Source organism: Nocardia sp. NPDC059764 (assembly GCF_042732555.1).
In the GTDB taxonomy this organism is placed as follows: domain Bacteria; phylum Actinomycetota; class Actinomycetes; order Mycobacteriales; family Mycobacteriaceae; genus Nocardia.
This window is the reverse complement of sequence record NZ_JBHWHH010000097.1, coordinates 1-21,967: the sequence shown is the minus strand read 5'-3', so window position 1 is coordinate 21,967 and position 21,967 is coordinate 1. Positions and strand designations below refer to the sequence as shown.

The window sequence follows — 21,967 nt, the reverse complement described above, 5'->3', positions numbered from 1 at the left end:
GCGGCCGGCAGGTAGAGGCGCATCGGTCAGAGGTGGTCTGGGATGTTGGTGAAGGTCCGTAACGACGACCCGTCGCGGCTGTCGAGCACCGAGCGCACCGTGGTGAACTGGCTCAAATCCTGGAGCGGCCCGCACGCCGTGCCCGGAATCGCCGTGGTGCAGTGCCAGGACGCCGATGTGGTGGTGTGGACGCCGCAGACCTGTGTGGTGGTCGGGGTGCACGGATTCACCGAGCGGGTCACCGGGACGCTGTCGTGCGCGCAGGACGAGCCGTGGACCGTGGACGGGGAACCCGCGCCGATCGACGGCGACGGCGATCCGCTCGACGGGGTGCACCGTCAGACCATGGACCTGGCCGGGCAATTGCGGTCGGCCCCCGGCCGGGAGACGGTGCCGGTCAGTGGGCTGGTGCTGCTGGTTCCGCAGCTGGGCAGCCGGGTCAAGCTGGAAAAGGGCGATCTGCCAACGGGTATAGACGTACTCATCGGTGATGGCCCGTCCTCCCTGCGCGCCTATTTCACATCGCTCGCCGAGGGCGCGCCGGCGTCGTGGGACGCCGCGCAGGTCGGACAGGCGCTGGGCGCGCTCGGGTTCGCCGCCGCCGCAACCTATTCCGACCTGGTGTCGGAGGGCTTCCCGGTGCCGGACTCCGCGCGCGACGCACCACTGCCGTTCGCGAACCGGCCCACCGAGGTGATGGTTCCCTCGGTGCCGCCGGCCGGTTCGAACCCGGAGGAGAACAGACCCCCGCTGTCCAAGCGGGAACCGGGCGCCACCGGGCACGGCAGCGCCGAATCACGTAGTGGCTCCTCGAGCACACCCCGGCCGGGCGATCGACCTGTGGCGCAGCAGGAACCGGCCGCCGGGCGCGGTCCCGGCGTCGGCGCCGCCATCGCGGGCGCGACCTCCGCCACCGCCGCCGAGCGGGCTTACCGCGCGCTCGCGGGCACCTCGGAACCCCAGCCGGTACCCGGCCGCACCCCGCCGCCCCCGACGCCCATTCCGGGCGCGGCCCAGGCCGGACGACCGGCGGCACCGCCGCAGGCCCGGCCACCGGCGCCGCAGCCTCGGCCGGGCCTCGGCCCAGGCCCCCGAACCCGGCCCGAACCCGCCCAGTCCGCGTCCCCGCAATGGTCGGTGCCGACCGCTCAGCAGGAACGCGACCGGTTCCCTGTCTGGAACGAGCCCCAGCCGAGCGGGGACGGCCGCAAACGCCGCCGCGACCTGCCGATCCTCGGCGGACTGCTGCTGGCTGTGGTGATTCTCTTGATCGCCGTCGCCTGCGTGGGCGGCGGCAGCACGCCGACGAAGTCGCCGGACAAGCAGCCGCAGCCGACGCATTCGTCCGTCGTCGACACGCCCCCCTCAGGGCGCTCGGTCGATCCCACGCTGCCACATACGACCGTTCCTCCGGCCTGCTTCCCATTGCAGCCTTGCCGCTGAGCCCGGATGTCGTTGTGCGGCACTACGGCAGACGAGAGAACTCGAGACCGGACACCGTGCCGACGACCGGCGAGCCGTTCGCCGGCGTGACGCATGACCCCTGACGCGCCCGTCGCCGATTCGAATGGACCAGCGCCCGGAATCACTCGGTGCGAGTGCCCGCCGCGGCACGCCACTGGCTGGGCGTGCAACCGTGGCGTTGCCGGAACCAGCGGGTGAAGTTCGCCGGGGCGGAGAAGGCGAGGAGTTCGGCGATCTCGGTGAGGGTGTGGCGACGGTTGGCGACCAGGTGCCGGGCCAGTTCGGCGCGGGTGGAATCGACCAGGGTGGTGAAGGTCTCGCCTTCGGCGGCGAGGTGGCGGTGGATGGTGCGGCGGTCCACGCCGAGGCTGCGCGCGACCTGGTCGGCCGAACAGCGGCCGGTGGGCAGCAGCAGTTCGATGAGTTCGCGGACCCGGTCGAGGGTGGTCGTGGTGCGGGCGTCGGGTGTCGAGTCGAGCAACTGCTGGGCGTAGGCCCGCAGCTGCGGGTCGGACATCACGTTCGGCGCGTCGAGATCGGTGGCGTAGGTGAGGATCCCGTTGAAGTCGGCGTCGAAGACGAGGTGTGAGCCGAGCACGCGGTGATGGGTGCGGCGATCACGGGGCGCGGGATGGCTGAACCGCACTTCCAGTGGCTGCCATTCACTTCCGAGGAATCCGCGTAGCAGTCCGTGCAGCACGCCGACCGCCAGCTCGATGGCTTGGCGGGTGCTGCCGGGACCACCCAGGTCGAGGGCCAGGCGGATGGTGGCGATGCCGTTGTCCTCCGTGAGCCGGGTGCGCAAGGCCTCGTTGTACATGTTCTCGTGGCGCGACAGGACCCGCAGTGCGCCACGGACATCGGGCTCGTCGCGGATCACCAGGCTCAGCGGGCCGAGATTGGCGAACCGGCGGCGCTCGGCCAGCAGCAGTCCGAAATCCTCGTTCCCGCTGGCGATCGCGGAGCGTTCGAGCAGGTCGGCGATGGCGGCGGCGGGGACCCAGCGGTCCTGCAGGCTCAAGCTGGCCGGATCCAGACCACCCGCGCGGATCAGTGCGACCGGGTCGAGTCCCAGCGATTGACCGAGCTCGACATACCTGTGCAGCGCGGCGTAGCGGGCCAGTGGCCTCAACGCATCCTCCCGAAAATGTCCCGAGACGAACAAAAATCTGTCCCGACAGGATAAGCATCCGGTCATCATCCGGCTTAGTGTGGGTTCCATCACAGCGACGGTGACCAGCGGAGAGGAGGCACAACGTGATCGGCGAGCGTACCCGGCACGGCCTCCCGCTGACACCTCGCACTCGATAGCCCGATCCCAGCGCGCCCGCCCACCGAGGCACGGCGACCGTGGATCGGACATCCGTTCACCGGATCCGAACACGGCCGCGCCCAGTCGGGGTGCGGCCACGTCGAAGAGGAGATTTGTTGTGGCACAGGCTGTTCGCTTCTACGAGACCGGCGGCCCGGAGGTCCTGCGCTGGGAAGAGGTCACGGTGGGCGAGCCCGGCCCCGGCGAGGTGCGCATCCGCCACGAGGCGGTCGGACTGAACTTCGCGGACACCTATTTCCGCAGCGGCCTGTACCCGGCCGCCTTGCCGGCGGGCATGGGTGTCGAGGCCGCGGGTGTGATCGAGGCTGTCGGCCCCGGGGTCGACGGATTCCGGCCCGGCGATCGGGTCACCTATACCGGCAGCCCGCTGGGCGCCTACAGCACCGAGCGGGTGATGTCCGCCGAGCATCTGATCGCGATCCCGGACGAGATCGGCTGCGATGTGGCAGCGGCGATGACCATGCGCGGGCTGACCACGGCCTACCTGCTGCGGCGCATCCACCCGTTGAACGCCGGGGACACGGTGCTGTTGCACGCCGCCGCGGGCGGCGTCGGATTGATCTTCACACAATGGGCGAAGCTGTTGGGGCTCACCGTGATCGGGACCGTGTCGAGCGAGGAGAAGGCCGAGATCGCCCGAGCGCACGGCTGCGATCACGTGGTGCTCTACACCCGCGAGGACGTCGCCGCCCGGGTCCGGGAGATCACGGGCGGCGCGGGCGTGCCCGTGGTGTACGACAGCATCGGCAAGACCACCTTCGACGCGTCGCTGGATTCGCTGGCGCGGCGCGGGCTGCTGGTGTGCTTCGGCACCGCTTCGGGCCCGACGCCGCCGATCGAGGCCATGCGTCTGGCGGTCAAGGGCTCGCTGTTCGTGACCCGTCCGGCCCTGGCCGACTACATCGCCGATCCCGCCGAGCGCGCCGAACTGGCCGGGGAGCTGTTCTCCCACGTCGCGGCCGGACGCATCCGCATCGAGATCAATCAGCGCTACGAGCTGCCCGACGCGGTGCGCGCACATCGCGACCTGGAGTCCGGACGCAGCATCGGCTCCTCGGTCTTCACGCTCTGATCACCCGGCCCTCAGGGCTCATCGTTTGGAGGAACTCATGACAACCATTGCCCCACTGCCGAATTCGACAATGCGCGGCGCGATCGGCGTGCAGCCGCTGACCTGTTCGATCGGCGCCGAACTGTTCGGCGTCGACCTCGCGCGGGCGGCGCACGACGACGCGCTGTTCGCCGAGCTGCGCGCCCTGCTGCTGGAATACAAGGTGCTGTTCGTCCGTGATCAGGACATCAGCCGCGCCGATCATGTCGCTCTCGCTCAGCGTTTCGGCCCGCTCGAGGACCATCCCGTGGCGGGCAGCGATCCCGACCATCCGGGACTGGTCCGCATCTACAAGGACCTCGACAGCCCGCCCGAGCACTACGAGAACGCCTACCACTGCGACGCCACCTGGCGGGTGAACCCGCCCATGGGCGCGATCCTGCGCTGCGTGGAAACGCCGCCAGTGGGCGGCGACACCATCTGGGTGAACATGGTCGAGGCCTATCGGCGACTGCCCGAGGACGTGCGGGACCGCATTCGAGGGCTGCGCGCGCGCCACAGCATCGAGTCCAGCTTCGGCGCGCGGATGCCGATGGATCAGCGCCACCAACTGGCGCAGCGCTTCCCCGACGCCGAACACCCCGTGGTACGCACCCATCCCGAGACCGGTGAGCAGATCCTGTTCGTCAACTCCTTCACCACCCACCTGGTGAACTACCACACCTCCGAGCACGTGCGTTTCGGCGCGGACTACGCGCCCGGCGCCGCCGAGCTGCTGCACTACCTGATGCGGCAGGCCACCATCCCCGAATACCAGGTGAGGTGGCGATGGACGAAGAACAGCTTCGCCATCTGGGACAACCGCTGCACGCAGCACTACGCCGTCCAGGACTACTGGCCCGCGGTCCGCAAGATGGAGCGCGCCGGGATCATCGGCGACGCAACCTTCTGAAATCTCTTCACTCCCAACCCTATTCGATTCTCGATCGGAGTAATTCCATGCATTTCCACGATGATTCGCTGTTCCCGGAGAACCAGGAGAAACTGGTCATCACCGTGGCCCCCTACGGTCCCGAATGGGAACTCGACGACTTCCGCGAGGACCTGCCGCTGACCATGGACGAGCACGTGCAGGCCGCGGTGGACTGTTACGAGGCCGGGGCCACCGTGCTGCACATTCACGTGCGCGAACTCGACGGCAAGGGCTCCAAGCGGCTCTCGAAGTTCAACGAACTGCTGGGCCGGCTGCGCGAGGCGGTACCGGAGATGATCCTGCAGGTCGGCGGCTCCATCTCATTCGCGCCGGAAGGCGAGGGCGCGGACGCGAAATGGCTGTCCGACGACGCCCGCCACCTGCTCGCCGAACTGGATCCGGCGCCGGACCAGGTGACCATCGCCATCAACACCAGCCAGATGAACATCGTCGAGCTGATGACCGACGACGACATCGCCGGCACCTCCTTCACCCGCCCCGAGGTGTACGACGCCTACCGGGAGATGGTCGTCCCGGCCGGTCCCGCATGGGTCGAGGAGCATCTGAAGCGGTTGCAGGCCAAGGGTATTCAGCCGCACTTCCAGCTTTCCAGCATTCCGCAGCTGGAGACGGTGGAGCGGTTGATCCGCCGCGGCGTCTACACCGGCCCGCTCATGCTGACCTGGGTCGCCATCGGCGGCGGCTTCGACGGACCCAACCCTTACAACATGATGGAGTTCGTCCGCCGCGTCCCCGACGGCGCCGTGCTGACCCTCGAGACACTGATGCGCAGCTGCCTGCCGGTCAACACGATGGCCATCGCCATGGGCCTGCACGCCCGCTGCGGCAACGAGGACACCCTGTGGGGCCGCAAGGGCGAGAAGATGACCTCGGTGCAGCAGGTGCGACAGCTGGTCCGCATCGCCGGGGAACTGGGCCGCGAGGTCGCCACCGGCAAGGAAGCCCGCCAGATCTACAAGCTCGACGAGCGCTACGGCAGCGCCGAGGAGACGCTCGCCAAGCTCGGGTACGCCCCCAACCGCAAGCCCGGCCAGGTCGGATTCACCCAGCACGCCTGACCTTTCCGGCCTCGGGCGGGCACCGCGCCCCGCCCGCCCGAGCCGGGGCGCACTCCGCCGTGCGCGCCACCCCCGTACGTCCCTCAGCTCTCCGGCCCGCCGCACCCCGTCTCGGCGCGCCGGATTCGTAGGAGCATCAATGGAGTTGCACACCACCGCGAACCCGGCGTCCGGCCTCGCCGCCGCCCCGGTCCCGGCTCACACCCCCGCGCCCGCGGCCCGCAGCCGCTATCCATGGCTGGTGTTCGCGCTGGCCTTCGGGCTGCTGCTGGCCGACTACATGTCCCGGCAGGTCCTCAGCGCGGTCTTTCCGTTCCTGAAAACCGAATGGGCGCTGTCGGATTCCCGGCTGGCATCGCTGACCAGCGTCGTGGCCCTGATGGTCGGGATCCTCACCCTGCCACTGTCGATCCTGGCCGATCGCTGGGGACGCGTGCGCAGCCTGGTCCTGATGGCCGTGCTGTGGAGCGCGGCGACCCTGCTGTGCGCGCTCGCCACCGGGTACGGGCAGATGCTCGGAGCTCGCTTCCTGGTCGGTGTCGGCGAGGCCGCCTACGGCAGCGTCGGCATCGCCGTGGTGCTCAGCGTGTTCGCCCCTCGGGTGCACGCCGCCCTCAGCGGTGCGTTCATGGCCGGCGGTTCGTTCGGATCGGTGCTCGGCGTCGGACTGGGCGGCGTCATCGCCGTGCACCTGGGCTGGCGGTGGTCCTTCGCCGCCATGGCCATCGCGGGCCTGATCCTGGCGGTGGCGTTCCGCGCCCTGGTCACCGAGGCGAAGCTGGCCCAGCACGCGGCCGACCAGGATCACCGGCCCGGGCAGCCCGGCCACGGCTACCGGGCGCCGGTATCGACGCTGTTCACCAATCCGGCGGTGCTGTGCGCCTATGTGGGCAGCGCGCTGCAGATCTTCACCGCGGCGGTCCTGCTGGCGTGGATGCCGAGTTTCATCAACCGCTCCTACGGTCTGGCCCCGGACCGGGCGGGCGCGGTCGCCGCGGTGTTCTCGCTGCTCGTCGGAACCGGCATGATCGTCTGCGGCGTGATCACCGACCGTGTCGGACGCCGAGACCTGACGCGGAAGTGGAGCGCCGCCATGGTGTTCTGCGCCATCTCGCTGCTGTGTCTGGGCATCGGTTTCGGGATCGGCACCGGGCCGGTGCAATTGGCGCTGATCGGGATCGGCGCCTTCTTCTCCGGCGGCTCCTCCGGTCCCACCGCGGCGATGGTCGCCAACCTCACCCACCCTTCGGTGCGGGCCTCGGCGCTGGGCACCCTCACCCTCGCCAACAGCTTGCTCGGACTGGCGCTGGGCCCCTTCGTCGTCGGCGTCCTGGCCGATCACCTGGGGCTGGCGGCCGCATTGCGGCTGGCCCCGCTCGCCTACCTGGCCGCCCTCGCCGCCCTGATGCTGGGCAAACGCGCCCATCCGGCGGGGCTGCGCCGACTGGCCGCGCTCGACCCCACGCCCTCGGTCTGACCTCGAAAGGAACTGCCGCACACCATGAATGACGCCAACGAACCCACCGTCGTGATCGTGCCCGGTCTGCGCGACCATGTGCCCGACCACTGGCAGACCCGCCTCGCCGAGCGCCTGACGCGGGTGCGCACGGTCCCGCCGCTCGAGCACGACGCCCTGTCGCGCGCCGCCCGGGTCGCCGCACTCGACGCCGTGATCGCCGAGATCGACGGCCCGGTGGCGCTGGTCGCTCACAGCGCCGGCGTGATGATCGCCGTACACTGGGCGCAACAGGCCACCCGGCCCGTGCGCGGCGCGCTGCTGGCCGCACCCCCCGATTTCGAAACACCACTGCCACAGGGATATCCGGACAAGGGCGAACTCGACGCCGCCGGTTGGAATCCGATTCCGTGGCGACGGCTGCCATTCCCCAGCGTCGTGGCCGCCTCCACCACCGACCCGCTCGCGTCCTTCCGGCGGGTGGCGGGAATGGCCGAAGCGTGGGGCAGCCGCCTGGTGGATCTCGGGGACGTGGGTCACCTCAACCCCGCCTCCGGCTACGGCTATTGGCCACGCGCGGAAGAACTCCTGCGGGAACTGATCGAGGACACCGCGGTCTCGACGCCGGGTGCGGGGGTCGCGCGGTGAGCAAGATCGTCGCCTCCGCCGCCGCGGCGGTCGCCGACATCGCCTCCGGATCGTGTCTGGCGGTCGGCGGGTTCGGGCTGTGCGGGATCCCTGACGTGCTGATCGAGGCGCTGGCCGCGACCGCGGTCACCGACCTGGAGATCATCTCCAACAACTGCGGCACGGACCGGTACGGACTGGGAATTCTGCTGGCCGACAGGAAGATCCGCCGCATCACCGCCTCCTATGTGGGCGAGAACGGCGAGTTCGCCCGCCAATACCTGTCCGGCGAGCTCGAGGTCGAGCTGACCCCGCAGGGCACGCTGGCCGAGAAGTTGCGGGCCGGCGGCGCCGGAATCCCGGCGTTCTTCACCCCGGCCGGGGTCGGCACCCCGATCTCCGAAGGCGGTCTGCCGTGGCGGTACGCCGCCGACGGATCGGTGGCCGTGGCCTCGCCGCCCAAGGAGGTCAGGGCCTTCGGCGGGCACTGGGACCAGCGGCGCTACGTGCTCGAGGAAGCCCTCACCGCCGACTACGCGCTGATTCACGCGCTCATCGGCGATACCGACGGCAATCTGGTGTTCGACAAGGCCGCCCGCAACTTCAACCCGCTGGCGGCCGCGGCCGGTCGCGTCTGCATCGCCCAGGTCGAAAACCTGGTTCCCGCCGGCGAACTCGACCCGGACCGGATTCACCTGCCCGGGATCTTCGTCGACCGCATCGTGCACACCGGACCGCAAACCAAGCGCATCGAGAAGCGCACCGTCGCCCAGGAGCATTGACATGAGTACTGCCACCACGGTTCTCGGCTGGTCCCGCACCGCCATGGCCGCCCGCGCCGCGCAGGAACTGCGGCCCGGCGAATACGTCAACCTCGGCATCGGACTGCCGACCCTGATCCCCAACCACATGCCCGACGGGGTGCAGGTCACCCTGCACTCGGAGAACGGCATTCTCGGCACCGGACCCTACCCGCGCGAGACAGCGGTCGACGCCGACCTGATCAATGCCGGGAAGGAGACCGTGACCGTGGTCGCGGGGGCGTCCTTCTCCGATTCGGCGACCAGCTTCGGCATGATCCGCGGCGGCCACATCGACACCGCCGTGCTGGGCGGCATGCAGGTCTCGGCCACCGGCGATCTGGCGAACTGGATGGTGCCCGGCCACCTGGTCAAAGGCATGGGCGGCGCGATGGACCTGGTCCACGGCGCCCGCCGGGTCATCGTGCTCATGGAGCACACCGACAAGACCGGCGCATCGAAGATCGTGCCCCGCTGCACCCTTCCGCTCACCGGTGCGGGGGTCGTGCACCGCATCATCACCGATCTGGCCGTCATCGACGTCACGGCCACCGGGCTGGTCCTGTGCGAATGCGCACCCGGCATCACCGAATCCGATGTCCGCGCGGCCACGGCCGCCCCGCTGACCACCGCGGCCTGACCGCTCCGAGAGGCTCCCTGTGCTCAATCTCGCTGTACTGCTCGAGGATTCGGCACGCCGGTATCCCGGCGTCGATGCCGTCGTGGGCGACCTCGAGCGGCTGACCTATGCCGAACTCGACGCACGCGCCAACCAGGTCGCCCACCTGCTGACCGCCCGCGGAATCGAGCCGGGCGACAAGGTCGCGCTCTCGTGCCCGAATCTGCCGGAGTTCGTGATCTGTTATTACGGGATCGTCAAAGCGGGCGCGGTGGTGGTGCCGCTCAATATCCTGCTACGTCCCCGCGAAATCGCCTACCACCTCGACGATTCCGAAGCGGCGCTGTATCTCTGCTTCGAGGGCACGACCGAACTGCCGATGGGCGAATACGGCTGGGAGGGATTCCAGCAGGCGCCGGACTGCCGGCACATGGTCCTGATCACGGCTGATCCGCGAGCCCGATCGCCGTATCCGGGTGTCGACATCTTCGCGCGGGCCGTCGCGGAACGACCGGGGAGGTTCGGTACCGTCGCCCGCCGCCCCGAGGACACCGCGGTCATCCTCTACACCAGCGGAACCACCGGCCGGCCCAAAGGCGCAGAGCTCACCCACGCCAATATGGTGATGAACGCCCTGACCGCGAACCGGCTCTTCGACAATCGGCCCGACCGGCGCGACAGCCATCTGGTCACCCTGCCGCTGTTCCATTCCTTCGGCCAGACCATCCACATGAACGCCGGGCTGTCGGTCGGATCCACGCTGGTACTCATGCCGCGATTCGACGCGGCCGCGGCGCTGCGGGTGCTGGCCGACGAACGCGTCACCTTCTTCGCCGGTGTGCCGACGATGTACTGGGGGCTGCTGCGGGCGCTCGACGACACCGTCGACGTCGGCCGTATCGCCGCCACCCTGCGCAAGGCCGTCTCCGGCGGCGCGGCGCTGCCGGTCGAGACGACGACGCGCTTCGCGCAGCGATTCGGCGTGCCCATCCTCGAGGGGTACGGACTGTCCGAGACCTCACCGCTGGCGTTGTTCGCCGATCCGGAGCGCGATTCCCGGCCCGGGTCGATCGGAATTCCCGTGTGGGGCATCGAAGTCCGGCTCATCGACCCGGAATGGAACACCGTCGCCGGCACCGGTGAGATCGGCGAGATCGCGGTGCGCGGCCACAATGTCATGAAGGGCTATCATCGCCGGCCCGACGCCACCGCGGAGGTGATGCGGGACGGCTGGTTCCGCACCGGCGACCTCGCCCGCCGCGACGCCGACGGCTACTACTACATCGTCGACCGCGCCAAGGACATGATCGTGCGGGGCGGATTCAACGTCTATCCCCGCGAAATCGAAGAAGTCCTGCACACCCATCCCGCCGTCTCACTGGCCGCCGTCATCGGCATCCCCGACGAGCATTACGGCGAGGAGATCAAGGCCTGCGTCATCCCCGAACCCGGAGCCGCGGTCACCGCGGACGAGCTGATCGACTGGTGCCGGGAGCAGCTGGCCGCCTACAAGTATCCGCGCGTCGTCGAATTCACCGCCACACTGCCGATGACCGCCAGCGGCAAGATCCTCAAACGCGAACTCGCCCAAGCCCACAACCGGATCACCGCCTCTCGGTGAGACCGGAAATCCCGTACCGATGATGAGGAAAACAGGAATGAAGATGAAGAACACTGCCGTGACAGCGGCGCTCGCGGCCTCGACGCTGGTAGCCACCGCCGTCACCGCCCACGCGGCACCGACGGGCGAGACACCTTCCGCCGCAGTGCATTACGAGGTGAGCCGGGCCGGAGACTCCGCCGTCCTGACCGTCGCGGGCGGCACCGTGCGGCAGCTCGACCAGCAGCTCGCCGTACTCGACCGCGACAATCAGTTGGTCGCCGCCATCCCCTTGACCTACCGGGTCGATGACACCGCCTACCCGATCACCGCCCGCATCGACGGCGCCACCGCGACGCTGACCCCGTCGAAGGACAACCCCCAGCACGTCACGCCGGTGGCCGCCGCCGACGTCGTGACCACCGATGCGGCGGCGGCACAGATCGCCGAATCCTTCACTCCCCGTGACGCGCAAGCACTGGGCGCGTTCGCTCAGCGCGCCGCCATCGGCGCGGCGGTCAGTGCCGTGCTCGGCGCCGTCGTCGGCGCGGGCGTGGGCTGCCTGGTCGGCGCGGCCGCCGGAGCCGTGCTGAGCAGCCCCGTGATCGCATTGCTGGTGCCGTTCGTCGGCGCGACCATCGCCGGGTGCGTACTCGGCATGGCCACCCTGGGCGCCGTCGGCTCGATGGGCGGCATCGTGGTGGCGGGCGGCCCCATCACCCTGTTCTCCGCCATCCAGTACTTCTCGACCATCCTCGCTCCGTGTCCGCCCGAACTGCCTTACTGCAAGGACCCCGCTCAGCCCGCGCCGCCCGCCAAATAGTCGGCGCCACACCTCAGGAGCTCCTCGATGACAATCCGGCATGCGACGCTCACCCTCGTCCTCGCCTGTCTCGCCACGGCCACCGCCTGCTCGTCCGACGACACCTCTACCCCGCCCGCATCCGTCCCCCCGACGCCCGCCGCGCCGGCCTCGATCGGCGTGACGCCGTCGGCGGGTCGAGATATCTTGACGGACAAGGCGGGTAAGTCCCTCTACGTCTTCGCGAAGGACACCCCCGGCACCTCGGCGTGCGTCGGCGAGTGCCTCACCAAATGGCCCGCACTACCGGGACCGGTCATCGCCGGCCCGGGTGTCACCGCGGGCCTGATCACCACCCTCACCCGTCCGGACGGGACCACCCAGGCCGCCTACGCGGGCAAGCCCCTCTACTATTTCGCCGCCGACTCCGCCCCCGGCGACACCCGCGGCCAGGGCCTGATGGGCGCCTGGCACCTGATCGCACCCGACGGCCAACCCGTGCCCTGACCACACGCACGACGTCACCCGGTGGTCCGAGAACGCCTATGCGGCACGGGGTTCCAGCAAACCTTCAGGACGCTTCCGCTCTGGTGAACCATAGGTGGGTGACGGCTCCGGTGCTGAGCATGTCGGCGAGGCGGTAGCCGGGGAGGGTGCCGAGGTTGTCGTAGAGGCGCTCGCCGGAGCCGAGGAGGACCGGGACTATCGCCAGGTGCAGGTCGTCGATCAGACCGGCGGCGAGGAAGCGGCGGACGGTGCCGACGCCGCCGCCGAGGCGGACGTCTCGGCCGGCGGCGGACTCGAAGGCTTGCTTCAGGACCGCTTCGGGGGTGTCGGCGACGAAGTGGAAAGTGGTGCCGCCCTTCATCGGGAGGGCGGGGCGGGGGTGGTGGGTCATGACGAAGGTGTCGTGGCGGTAAGGCGGGGTGTCGCCCCACCAGCCGGTCCAGGAGTGATCGGGCCATTCGCCGCGGACGGGGCCGAACATGTTGCGGCCCATGATGGTGGCGCCGATATTGTGGTCGCCGGCGGCGAGGATGTCGTTGTCGGGGCCCGGATCGCCGCCGGGTTCACCCATCATGTCGCGGCCGTAGCGGGTGCGGAAGACCCAGTCGTGGAGGCGTTCACCGCCGATGCCCAGCGGGGCGTCGGCGCTCTGGTCGGGGCCGGCGGCGTAGCCGTCGAGGGAGACCGCGAAATTGTGGACGCGAAGTTTCGGCATGGCGCGAGCCTCTCGAGAGGGTGAGGGCGGCGTGTTCCGCCCTCACCTTCTCATCGATCGGCGGACGGCCGGATCGACACGCGGTGGATCGCTATCCCTGGTTCTCGTCGAGCAGTTCGAGCAAGCGGTGGGCGAAAGGCTCGGGTTGTCCGGGGTAGCCGGAGTCGGGGCCGGCGAAACCGCCGTGGTGGCTGGGGAAGACGGCCGGGTCCGAACCGAGCAGGGCCGCGGTGGCCTCGGCGGTGCGGGCGGTGAAGGTGCCCGCGGATTCCTCGCCGACCGCGATGACGACGCGGGTGGGCGTGGCCCGCAGCGCCGCGACGTCGGGGACGTAGCCCGTGATGGCCCAGGACGCGTCGGACAGCAGCGGGTCGTCGCGGGTGCCGTCGTCCTCGGTGGGCATGCCGAACATCGCCGGATCCGCCGGGGGCTGGGCGAAGTAGGCGTCGGTGAATTCGCCCTGCCAGGAGGTGAGGGCGATGAACGCGGCCATGCCCGCGAACGAGCCCTTCGCCTGGTAGGCGTCGCGGACCTGGGCCTGGGCGCGGGCGGCGGCCTCGGCGTCGGGCAGCACGGTGATGATCGGGGGCTCGTGCGCGACGAGCGTGGTCACATCGCCGGGATGGGCGGTGACCAGGGCCAGGGCGGTGACCGCGCCGCCGCTGCTGGCGAACAGATCCACCGGGCCCACCCGCAGGGCGGTGAGCAGGGCGTGGAGGTCCTCGGCCTGGACGGTCGGCGAGTTGTCGGAGCGCCCGTCCGTGCGGACGCTGCGGCCGAGCCCGCGCGGATCGTAAGTGATCACGGTGCGGTCCGGGAAATACGCTGCCAGCGCCGCGAATCCCTCCGCGGTCATGGGCTGGCCGATCATCAGCAGCGGCCGGTGCGCGCTCTCGGTCGGGGCGGGGCCCAGCAGATCGTAGGCGAGGTCGGCGTCGGGCAGGGCCAGGACGTGTTCGGTCATCAGGCGGTCGTTCCTCTCGGGCGAGGGCGGCGGGTCCGCCCCTACCTTCTCATCGAACGCCGACAGGCTGAATCGACACGTACCCGAATCGGGCCGGAAGCGGTCAGGACCAGCCGAAGAGGGTGTGGCCGACGGTGTTCCAGCCGAGCACCGAGTCCACCGCCAGACCGCAGAACACGACGGCCAGATAGTTGTTGGACTGCAGGAACAGTCGCAGCGGCTTGACCGATTCGCCCTTGCGGACACCGGAGTACAGCTGGTGCGCCATCAGCAGGAACCACGCGCCCGCGACCAGCGCGGTCGCGGCGTAGATCACGCCCGCCGCGGGGACCAGGGCGAAAGTGGCCAGCACGGTCGCCCAGGTGTAGAGGACGATCTGCCGGGTGACGGTCTGCTCGGTGGCCACGACCGGGAGCATCGGGACGCCCGCGGCCTTGTAGTCCTCCTTGTACCGCATGGCCAGCGCCCAGGTGTGCGGCGGCGTCCAGAAGAAGATGACCAGGAACAGCACGATGGCGGGCCAGCCGATAGTGCCGGTGACCGCGGACCAGCCGACCAGAGCGGGCATGCAGCCCGCCGCGCCGCCCCACACCACGTTCTGCGAGGTGCGGCGCTTGAGGCCGAGGGTGTAGACGAAGACGTAGAACAGGATGGTCGCCACGACCAGCGCGCCGGAGAGCAGGTTGGCCTGCCACCACAGCCAGGCGAACGACGCCAGGCCGAGGGTGACGCCGAACACGAAGGCGTTGCGGGTGGGGACGGCCTCGCGGGCCAGCGGACGCTTGGAGGTCCGCTTCATCACCTTGTCGATGTCGGCGTCGGCGACACAGTTGAGGGTGTTGGCGCTGGCCGCGCCCATCCAGCCGCCGAACAGGGTGACCAGGATCAGGCGGATGTCGACATTGCCGCGGTCCGCCAGCAGCATGGTGGGAATCGTTGCGACGAGCAGCAATTCGATGACCCGGGGCTTGGTGAGCGCGATGTAGGCGAGCACCCGCCTGGTCGCCGCCGAGATCGGGCCACTGCCCGTCACCCGGTCGGCGAGCACCGCCCCGGAGGAGCCGTGAGCGCCACCCGGCTGTTGCCCAATCCCCACAGTTTCTCCTCGCACGCCGTGCATTATCCGATCGGTCTGGATTAGTGGTGCGCGATCCAGACCCGGTCCGGTGCGAAATCCGGACACGGTGCGGCGCGGCCACTACTACAGAGCATGGTAGACCCACGGCGACCATGCTCCCGACCAGGTCCACCCCGACGCGCACCGAGACCGGTTCGCGACGCATGCACCGAGTAGTCACGAACAGGTCCGCGAAACGCCACGAACCAACGACACGGCGGCAAGTGATTGCGGGTTCCCGTTCGAGCACGAAACGCCGCCCTTTAGGGTGGTTGTAGATCGGTGCGGCCGCGTCGCACCCGGATCGAACACAGCGAATCCCCCGCCGCCCACAACCGCATCGTTTGACGAGAAGGTCAGGAGAACCTCGGTCGTGTCAGTCACAGACGACATCCGCGCGCTCACTCAGCCGAACCACCCCACCGACTGGACCGATCTGGATACCAGAGCCGTCGACACGGCCCGGGTCCTCGCCGCCGATGCGGTCCAGAACGCCGGCAACGGACACCCGGGCACCGCGATGAGCCTCGCTCCGCTGGCCTACACCCTGTTCCAGCGCGTGATGCGCCTGGACCCGGCCGATCCGGCGTGGGTGGGTCGTGACCGTTTCGTCCTGTCGTGCGGCCACTCCAGCCTCACCCTCTACATCCAGCTGTATCTGGCCGGCATGGGTCTCGAGCTGACCGACCTCGAGCACCTGCGCAAGTGGGGTTCGCTGACCCCGGGCCACCCGGAGTACCGCCACACCGACCACGTCGAGATCACCACCGGCCCGCTGGGCCAGGGTCTGGCGTCGGCGGTCGGCATGGCGATGGCGTCGCGTCGTGAGCGCGGCCTGTTCGATCCCGAAGCCGCGCAGGGCGAGAGTGCGTTCGATCACTTCATCTATGTCGTCGCCTCCGACGGTGACATGGAGGAGGGCGTCACCTCCGAGGCGTCCTCGCTGGCGGGCACCCAGCAGCTGGGGAACCTGGTCGTCTTCTACGACGACAACCGGATCTCCATCGAGGACGACACCCGCATCGCGTTCACCGAGGACGTGGCGGCGCGCTACGAGGCCTACGGCTGGCACGTGCAGACCGTCGAGGGCGGCGAGAACGTCACCGCCATCGAGGAAGCCGTCGCCGCCGCGCAGGCCGTGACCGACAAGCCGTCGATCATCTTGCTGCGCACCATCATCGGCTTCCCGGCCCCGAACAAGATGAACACCGGTTCCTCGCACGGCGCCGCGCTGGGCGCCGACGAGGTCGCGGCCACCAAGAAGATCCTGGGCTTCGACCCGGAGCAGAGCTTCGACGTGGACGCCGCCGTGATCGCGCACTCGCGCGGCAATGTCGCAGACCGCGCCAAGGCCGCCCGCGCGGCCTGGCAGGAGCAGTTCGAGGCGTGGGCCGCCGCGAACCCGGACAACAAAGCGCTGTTCGACCGCCTGCAGGAGCGTCGCCTGCCCGAGGGCTGGACCGAGACCCTGCCCGAGCACGAGCCGGGCAAGGCCATGGCGACCCGTAAGGCGTCCGGCGCGGTGCTCGCGGCGCTGGCCCCGGTGCTGCCGGAGCTGTGGGGCGGTTCGGCCGACCTCGCCGAGTCCAACAACACCACCATGCCGGGTGCGGCGTCCTTCGGCCCGGAGTCCATCTCCACCGGCGCGTGGAAGGCCAACGCGTACGGCCGGACCCTGCACTTCGGTGTGCGTGAGCACGCCATGGGCTCGATCCTGAACGGCATCGCCCTGCACGGGCCGACCCGTCCGTACGGCGGCACCTTCCTGGTGTTCTCCGACTACATGCGTCCCGCGGTGCGCCTGGGCGCGCTCATGCGCACCCCGGTCACCTACGTGTGGACCCACGACTCCATCGGCCTGGGCGAGGACGGCCCCACCCACCAGCCGATCGAGCACCTGGCCGCGCTGCGCGCCATCCCCGGCCTGAACGTGGTCCGCCCGGGTGACGCCAATGAGACCACCTACGCCTGGCGCACCATCCTGGAACGCGATAGCGCCGAACGGCATTCGCACTTCCTGGTCTCCGAGCCGCCGCACCAGGACGGCCCGTCCGCGCTGGCGCTGACCCGCCAGGACCTGCCGATCCAGGAGGGCACCAGCTACGAGGGCGTCCGCAAGGGCGGCTACATCCTGGCCGAATCCTCCACCGGCACACCGCAGGTGATCCTGATCGCCACCGGTTCGGAACTGCAGCTCGCGGTCGACGCGCGCGCTACCCTCGAGGCACAGGGCGTCGGCACCCGCGTGGTGTCCATGCCGTGTGTGGAGTGGTTCGACGCGCAGGAGCAGTCCTACCGCGACGAGGTGCTGCCGCCGTCGGTGCGGGCCCGCGTCTCGGTGGAGGCCGGCATCGCGATGCCGTGGCACCGTTTCACCGGCGACGCCGGTGAGAACGTCTCCATCGAGCACTTCGGTGCCTCGGCCGACTTCAAGACGCTGTTCCGCGAGTTCGGCATCACCGCCGATGCCGTGGTCGCCGCTGCCACCCGCTCGCTCGCCAAGGTGAAGGGATAGTTGTCATGACCCAGAACGCGAACACCGCGGCCCTGTCGGCCGCCGGGGTTTCGGTGTGGCTGGACGACCTGTCGCGCGATCGCATCAAGTCCGGAAATCTCCAGGGACTGATCGACTCTCGCAATGTCGTCGGCGTCACCACCAACCCGACCATCTTCCAGGGCGCGCTGTCGAAGGGCCACGCGTACGACGAGCAGGTCACCGAGCTCGCCGCGCGCGGCGCGGACGTCGACTCGGCCATCCGCACCATCACCACCGATGACGTGCGCGCGGCCTGCGACGTGTTCGCCGACGTCTTCACCGCGTCCAAGGGCGTCGACGGCCGCGTCTCCATCGAGGTCGACCCGCGCCTGGCCTTCGACACCGACGGCACGGTGGCCCAGGCCATCGAGCTGTGGAAGATCGTGGACCGGCCCAACCTGTTCATCAAGATCCCGGCGACCGAGGCCGGCCTCCCGGCCATCACCCGGGTCATCTCCGAGGGCATCAGCGTGAACGTGACGCTGATCTTCTCGGTGCGGCGCTACATCGCGGTGATGGGCGCCTACCTCGACGGTCTGCGCAACGCCACCACCGCCGGGCACGACATCGCCAAGGTCCAGTCCGTCGCCTCGTTCTTCGTCTCCCGCGTGGACACCGAGATCGACAAGCGGCTCGAGGCCATCGGCACCCCGGAGGCGCTGGCGCTGCGCGGCAAGGCCGGAATCGCCAACGCGCACTTGGCCTATGCCGCGTACCAGGACATCTTCGACGGCGGCAAGCACACCGACGTGTTCACCAAGCTGTCGTCGCAGGGCGCCAACAAGCAGCGCGCGCTGTGGGCCTCGACCGGTGTGAAGAACCCCGAGTACTCCGACACCATGTACGTGACCGAGCTGGTCGCTCCCGACACCGTGAACACGCTGCCGGAGAAGACCCTCGAGGCCGTCGCCGACCACGGCGTGATCGTGCCGGACGCGGCTGTCGGCAAGGCGGAGCAGGCACAGGCGGTCTTCGACCAGCTGGTCGCGGTGGGCATCGACCTGGACGACGTGTTCGGTGTGCTCGAGACCGAGGGCGTCGACAAGTTCGTCGCCTCCTGGCAGGAACTGCTCGTGGCCACCACCGAAAAGCTGCAGGTCGCGGGAGGCAACTGACCGTGGCTCGCGCGGCGACGACGGTCGCGATGCACAACCCGCTGCGCGATGATCGCGACAGCCGGGTGCCCCGCATCGCCGGACCGTGCAACGTGGTGATATTCGGCGTTACCGGTGACCTGTCGCGGCGCAAAGTGCTGCCGGCCATCTACGATCTGGCGAACCGGGGGCTGCTGCCCCCGGGCTTCTCGCTGATCGGCTTCGCGCGCCGGGACTGGACCGACGAGGACTTCGCGAACCTGGTTCACGAGTCCGTGTCGTCCTCGGCGCGCACGCCCTATCGCGAGGAGGTGTGGCAGCAGCTCAAGGAGGGTCTGCGTTTCGTCCACGGCACGTTCGAGGACGACGCGGCCTTCCACAAGCTGGCCACCACCCTCAAGGACCTGGACCGGGATCGTGGGACGGGCGGCAATACCGCCTTCTACCTGTCGATCCCGCCCAGCGACTTCCCCATCGTGCTGGAACAGCTGTCCAAGACAGGGCTGGCCAAGCCGACCGATTCCCCTGCGGGGCAACCGGAACCGTGGCGGCGAGTGGTGATCGAGAAGCCGTTCGGGCACGACCTGAACAGCGCGCGGGAACTCAACGCGCTGGTCAACACGGTGTTCCCCGAGCGGTCGGTGTTCCGCATCGACCACTACCTGGGCAAGGAGACGGTCCAGAACATTCTGGCGCTGCGCTTCGCCAACCAGCTGTGGGATCCGATCTGGAACGCCAACTATGTGGACCACGTGCAGATCACCATGGCCGAGGACATCGGTCTGGGTGGTCGCGCGGGGTACTACGACGGCATCGGCGCGGCCCGCGACGTCATCCAGAACCACCTGCTGCAGCTGCTGGCGCTGACGGCCATGGAAGAGCCCGTGAGCTTCCAGCCCAAGCAGTTGCAGATCGAGAAGATCAAGGTGCTCTCGGCGACGAAACTCGTTGCGCCGCTGGACGAGACGACCGCGCGCGGCCAGTACACGGCGGGCTGGCAGGGCAGTGAGCCGGTGGTGGGCCTGTTGCAGGAGGAGGGCTTCGACCCCAACTCCCGCACCGAGACCTACGCCGCCATCACCCTGTCCGTGGCGACTCGCCGCTGGGCGGGCGTGCCGTTCTACCTGCGCACCGGCAAACGCCTCGGACGGCGCGTCACCGAGATCGCGGTGGTGTTCAAACGCGCCCCGCACCTGCCGTTCGACCAGACCATGACCGAGGAACTCGGGCAGAACGCGCTGGTCATCCGGGTGCAGCCGGACGAGGGCATCACCATGCGATTCGGGTCCAAGGTGCCCGGATCATCCATGGAGGTGCGCGACGTGAACATGGACTTCAGCTACGGCGAGGCGTTCACCGAGGACTCCCCCGAGGCCTACGAGCGTCTCATCCTGGACGTGCTGCTCGGGGTGCCGTCGCTGTTCCCGGTCAACGAGGAGGTCGAATTGTCCTGGCGCATCCTCGATCCCGCGCTCGAGCACTGGGCCGCGACCGGCAAACCCGACCCGTACGAGGCGGGCGGCTGGGGTCCGGAATCCGCCGACGAGATGCTCGCGCGCAGCGGGCGGGAATGGCGGCGGCCGTGACCACATCCACCCAGGAGCCCGCCCGATGATCATCGACATGCCCGACACCGACACCCGTGAGGTGTCGAAACGCCTTGTGCAACTGCGAGAATCCAATGGCGTGGTCACCATGGGCCGGGTGCTCACCCTGGTGGTGTGCACCCTCGACAGCTCCGAGGCCGAGGACGCCATCGACGCCGCCAACGACGCCAGCCGCGAACACCCCTGCCGGGTGATCGTGCTGGCCCGCGGCGACCGCATGGCCCAGACGCGGCTGGACGCGCAGATCCGCGTGGGCGGCGACGCGGGCGCGGCCGAGGTGATCGTGCTGCGGCTGCAGGGCGATCTGGTGCCGCACGAGGCCAGCGTGGTGATCCCGTTCCTGCTGCCCGACACCCCCGTGGTGGCGTGGTGGCCGCGGGGCGCACCGGAGTTCCCGTCCAAGGACTCGGTGGGCCGCCTGGCGACCCGCCGCATCACCGACGCCACCTTCGCGGCCGATCCGCAGGCCACCATCAAGGGGCGTCGGCACTCCTACGCGACCGGCGACACCGATCTGGCGTGGAGCCGGGTCACCTACTGGCGGGCGCTGCTGGCGGCGGCGCTCGACGAAGCCCCGTTCGAAACCGTTGAGTCGGTGACGATCTCGGGCCTGAAGGAAGAGCCGGCGCTGGACATGCTGGCGGGCTGGCTGGCCGCGCGGCTGGACTGCCCGGTGGTACGGCGCACCGGCGAGCTGAAGGTGGAGATGCACCGGCCCTCGGTGTCGATCGCCATCTCCCGCCCGCAGCACGGCCGCACCGCGACCCTGTCCCGCACCGGCGAGCCCGACCAGCGTTTCGCGCTGGCGCGCCGCGAGACCAAGGACTGCCTGGCCGAGGAACTGCGTCACCTCGACGCCGACGACATCTACGCCGAGGCCCTCACCGGAATCGAAAGGGTGACCTATGAGTAAGCCCGCCGTCACGGAAATATTCACCACCGTCGACGATCTGGTGATGGCCGCGGCCGCCCGCTTCGTCGCGCAGGTGGTGGAGGCGCAGCGTCTGCGCGGCTCCGCCTCGGTGGTCCTGACCGGCGGCGGCACCGGCATCGCGCTGCTGGAACTGGTGCGCAAGGCCCCCGGCGACATCGACTGGGGCAAGGTCGACATCTTCTGGGGCGACGAGCGTTTCGTGCCCACCGGCGACCCGGAGCGCAACGAACTCCAGGCCCGCCACGCGCTGCTCGACCACGTCCCGGTCGACCCGGCCCGGGTGCATCCGACCGAGACCTCGAGCGGCGACTACCCGGACCCGCTCGAGGCCGCGGGCGAGTACTCGGCCACCGTGCACGCGCACCTGGCCGAGCACGGCGCGTTCGACCTGCACCTGCTCGGGATGGGCGGGGAAGGGCACATCAATTCGCTGTTCCCGCACACCGACGCCACCCGCGAGGAACACGAGCTGGTCGTCGCGGAGACCCATTCGCCCAAGCCGCCGGCCGTGCGCATCACGCTGACGCTGCCCGCGATCCGCAAGTCGCGCCACGTCATGCTGATCGTGTCCGGTGAGGCCAAGGCGGCCGCGGTGGCCGCCGCTCTGAACGGGGCGTCGCCGCTCGACATCCCTGCGGCGGGTGCGATCGGCACCGAGTCCACGACCTGGCTGCTGGACGAGACCGCCG

20 protein-coding genes are annotated in these 21,967 nt (G+C 69.6%); 16 read left to right on the top strand and 4 right to left on the bottom strand.

The features are described 5' to 3' along the window. Positions 1-42: 42 nt before the first annotated feature. Positions 43-1,443, top strand: coding sequence for a hypothetical protein (locus ACFV4K_RS21565; RefSeq protein WP_379277129.1), 1,401 nt, complete (start codon positions 43-45; stop codon positions 1,441-1,443). A gap of 142 nt (positions 1,444-1,585) precedes the next feature. On the opposite strand, the gene ACFV4K_RS21560 is transcribed toward ACFV4K_RS21565, so the two are convergent. After that, positions 1,586-2,596, bottom strand: coding sequence for an AraC family transcriptional regulator (locus ACFV4K_RS21560; RefSeq protein WP_379277128.1), 1,011 nt, complete (start codon positions 2,594-2,596; stop codon positions 1,586-1,588). A 298-nt stretch (positions 2,597-2,894) separates the two neighbouring features. Here ACFV4K_RS21560 and ACFV4K_RS21555 point away from each other — a divergent pair, with 298 nt between their 5' ends. The 10 genes from ACFV4K_RS21555 (at position 2,895) to ACFV4K_RS21510 (ending at position 12,311) form a co-directional block, all read left to right on the top strand. Beyond that, positions 2,895-3,869, top strand: a complete 975-nt coding sequence (locus ACFV4K_RS21555) for a quinone oxidoreductase family protein (RefSeq protein ID WP_379277126.1) — start codon at positions 2,895-2,897, stop codon at positions 3,867-3,869. A 37-nt stretch (positions 3,870-3,906) separates the two neighbouring features. After that, the gene (locus ACFV4K_RS21550; protein ID WP_379277125.1) at positions 3,907-4,800 is read left to right on the top strand and encodes a TauD/TfdA dioxygenase family protein; all 894 of its coding nucleotides are present in this window, start codon (positions 3,907-3,909) and stop codon (positions 4,798-4,800) included. 47 nt (positions 4,801-4,847) lie between these two features. Continuing rightward, a complete protein-coding gene (locus ACFV4K_RS21545; protein WP_379277123.1) occupies positions 4,848-5,900 on the top strand; it encodes a 3-keto-5-aminohexanoate cleavage protein in 1,053 nt (350 codons plus the stop codon). Positions 5,901-6,039: 139 nt separating this feature from the next. Then, on the top strand, positions 6,040-7,377 hold the full coding sequence (locus ACFV4K_RS21540; protein WP_379277121.1) for an MFS transporter: 1,338 nt from the start codon (positions 6,040-6,042) through the stop codon (positions 7,375-7,377). A gap of 24 nt (positions 7,378-7,401) precedes the next feature. Next, positions 7,402-8,004: an RBBP9/YdeN family alpha/beta hydrolase gene (locus ACFV4K_RS21535; protein WP_379277119.1), complete on the top strand. Its 603-nt coding sequence runs from the start codon at positions 7,402-7,404 to the stop codon at positions 8,002-8,004. Then, positions 8,001-8,765, top strand: coding sequence for a CoA transferase subunit A (locus tag ACFV4K_RS21530; protein WP_379277118.1), 765 nt, complete (start codon positions 8,001-8,003; stop codon positions 8,763-8,765). The genes ACFV4K_RS21535 and ACFV4K_RS21530 overlap by 4 nt, the downstream gene beginning before the upstream one ends. Position 8,766: 1 nt before the next feature. Further along, a complete protein-coding gene (locus tag ACFV4K_RS21525; protein WP_379277116.1) occupies positions 8,767-9,423 on the top strand; it encodes a 3-oxoacid CoA-transferase subunit B in 657 nt (218 codons plus the stop codon). Positions 9,424-9,442: 19 nt separating this feature from the next. Further along, positions 9,443-11,023, top strand: a complete 1,581-nt coding sequence (locus ACFV4K_RS21520; RefSeq protein ID WP_379277114.1) for a long-chain fatty acid--CoA ligase — start codon at positions 9,443-9,445, stop codon at positions 11,021-11,023. A 43-nt stretch (positions 11,024-11,066) separates the two neighbouring features. After that, the gene (locus tag ACFV4K_RS21515) at positions 11,067-11,825 is read left to right on the top strand and encodes a hypothetical protein (RefSeq protein WP_379277112.1); all 759 of its coding nucleotides are present in this window, start codon (positions 11,067-11,069) and stop codon (positions 11,823-11,825) included. Between the two features lie 27 nt (positions 11,826-11,852). Continuing rightward, a complete protein-coding gene (locus tag ACFV4K_RS21510) occupies positions 11,853-12,311 on the top strand; it encodes a hypothetical protein (RefSeq protein ID WP_379277110.1) in 459 nt (152 codons plus the stop codon). Positions 12,312-12,375: 64 nt separating this feature from the next. Here the strand turns inward: ACFV4K_RS21510 and ACFV4K_RS21505 are convergent, their stop codons facing one another. The 3 genes from ACFV4K_RS21505 to ACFV4K_RS21495 all read right to left on the bottom strand — a co-directional run bounded on the left by ACFV4K_RS21505 (position 12,376) and on the right by ACFV4K_RS21495 (position 15,110). Beyond that, the gene (locus ACFV4K_RS21505; RefSeq protein ID WP_379277109.1) at positions 12,376-13,026 is read right to left on the bottom strand and encodes a dihydrofolate reductase family protein; all 651 of its coding nucleotides are present in this window, start codon (positions 13,024-13,026) and stop codon (positions 12,376-12,378) included. 91 nt (positions 13,027-13,117) lie between these two features. Next, positions 13,118-13,990: an alpha/beta fold hydrolase gene (locus ACFV4K_RS21500; RefSeq protein ID WP_379277107.1), complete on the bottom strand. Its 873-nt coding sequence runs from the start codon at positions 13,988-13,990 to the stop codon at positions 13,118-13,120. 103 nt (positions 13,991-14,093) lie between these two features. After that, on the bottom strand, positions 14,094-15,110 hold the full coding sequence (locus ACFV4K_RS21495) for a heme o synthase (RefSeq protein ID WP_379100238.1): 1,017 nt from the start codon (positions 15,108-15,110) through the stop codon (positions 14,094-14,096). A gap of 370 nt (positions 15,111-15,480) precedes the next feature. Between ACFV4K_RS21495 and tkt the strand changes: the two genes are divergently transcribed. The 5 genes from tkt to pgl form a co-directional block, all read left to right on the top strand. Beyond that, positions 15,481-17,622 carry a transketolase gene (tkt, locus tag ACFV4K_RS21490; RefSeq protein WP_379277106.1) on the top strand — a complete coding sequence of 714 codons (2,142 nt, stop codon included), beginning with the start codon at positions 15,481-15,483 and terminating at the stop codon, positions 17,620-17,622. A 5-nt stretch (positions 17,623-17,627) separates the two neighbouring features. Beyond that, on the top strand, positions 17,628-18,758 hold the full coding sequence (gene tal / locus ACFV4K_RS21485; protein ID WP_379277104.1) for a transaldolase: 1,131 nt from the start codon (positions 17,628-17,630) through the stop codon (positions 18,756-18,758). Positions 18,759-18,787: 29 nt separating this feature from the next. Beyond that, the gene (zwf, locus tag ACFV4K_RS21480; protein WP_379277141.1) at positions 18,788-20,323 is read left to right on the top strand and encodes a glucose-6-phosphate dehydrogenase; all 1,536 of its coding nucleotides are present in this window, start codon (positions 18,788-18,790) and stop codon (positions 20,321-20,323) included. 25 nt (positions 20,324-20,348) lie between these two features. After that, entirely contained in the window at positions 20,349-21,257 is a 909-nt protein-coding gene (gene opcA, locus ACFV4K_RS21475; protein ID WP_379098087.1) for a glucose-6-phosphate dehydrogenase assembly protein OpcA, read from the top strand. Continuing rightward, positions 21,250-21,967 (top strand): 6-phosphogluconolactonase (gene pgl / locus ACFV4K_RS21470; RefSeq protein ID WP_379277102.1); only part of this gene is annotated, 718 nt, incomplete at its 3' end. The genes opcA and pgl, both read left to right, overlap by 8 nt.

What these genes read in the sequence shown, in the direction of transcription:
- ACFV4K_RS21545 (WP_379277123.1), top strand. Translation starts at nt 4,848, where the DNA reads ATGCATTTCCACGATGATTCGCTGTTCCCGGAGAACCAGGAGAAACTG.
- ACFV4K_RS21535 (WP_379277119.1), top strand. Translation starts at nt 7,402, where the DNA reads ATGAATGACGCCAACGAACCCACCGTCGTGATCGTGCCCGGTCTGCGC.
- ACFV4K_RS21550 (WP_379277125.1), top strand. Translation starts at nt 3,907, where the DNA reads ATGACAACCATTGCCCCACTGCCGAATTCGACAATGCGCGGCGCGATC.
- ACFV4K_RS21515 (WP_379277112.1), top strand. Translation starts at nt 11,067, where the DNA reads ATGAAGAACACTGCCGTGACAGCGGCGCTCGCGGCCTCGACGCTGGTA.
- ACFV4K_RS21525 (WP_379277116.1), top strand. Translation starts at nt 8,767, where the DNA reads ATGAGTACTGCCACCACGGTTCTCGGCTGGTCCCGCACCGCCATGGCC.
- ACFV4K_RS21500 (WP_379277107.1), bottom strand. Translation starts at nt 13,990, where the DNA reads ATGACCGAACACGTCCTGGCCCTGCCCGACGCCGACCTCGCCTACGAT.
- ACFV4K_RS21495 (WP_379100238.1), bottom strand. Translation starts at nt 15,110, where the DNA reads ATGCACGGCGTGCGAGGAGAAACTGTGGGGATTGGGCAACAGCCGGGT.
- ACFV4K_RS21540 (WP_379277121.1), top strand. Translation starts at nt 6,040, where the DNA reads ATGGAGTTGCACACCACCGCGAACCCGGCGTCCGGCCTCGCCGCCGCC.
- opcA (WP_379098087.1), top strand. Translation starts at nt 20,349, where the DNA reads ATGATCATCGACATGCCCGACACCGACACCCGTGAGGTGTCGAAACGC.
- zwf (WP_379277141.1), top strand. Translation starts at nt 18,788, where the DNA reads ATGCACAACCCGCTGCGCGATGATCGCGACAGCCGGGTGCCCCGCATC.
- ACFV4K_RS21510 (WP_379277110.1), top strand. Translation starts at nt 11,853, where the DNA reads ATGACAATCCGGCATGCGACGCTCACCCTCGTCCTCGCCTGTCTCGCC.
- ACFV4K_RS21565 (WP_379277129.1), top strand. Translation starts at nt 43, where the DNA reads ATGTTGGTGAAGGTCCGTAACGACGACCCGTCGCGGCTGTCGAGCACC.
- tal (WP_379277104.1), top strand. Translation starts at nt 17,628, where the DNA reads ATGACCCAGAACGCGAACACCGCGGCCCTGTCGGCCGCCGGGGTTTCG.
- ACFV4K_RS21505 (WP_379277109.1), bottom strand. Translation starts at nt 13,026, where the DNA reads ATGCCGAAACTTCGCGTCCACAATTTCGCGGTCTCCCTCGACGGCTAC.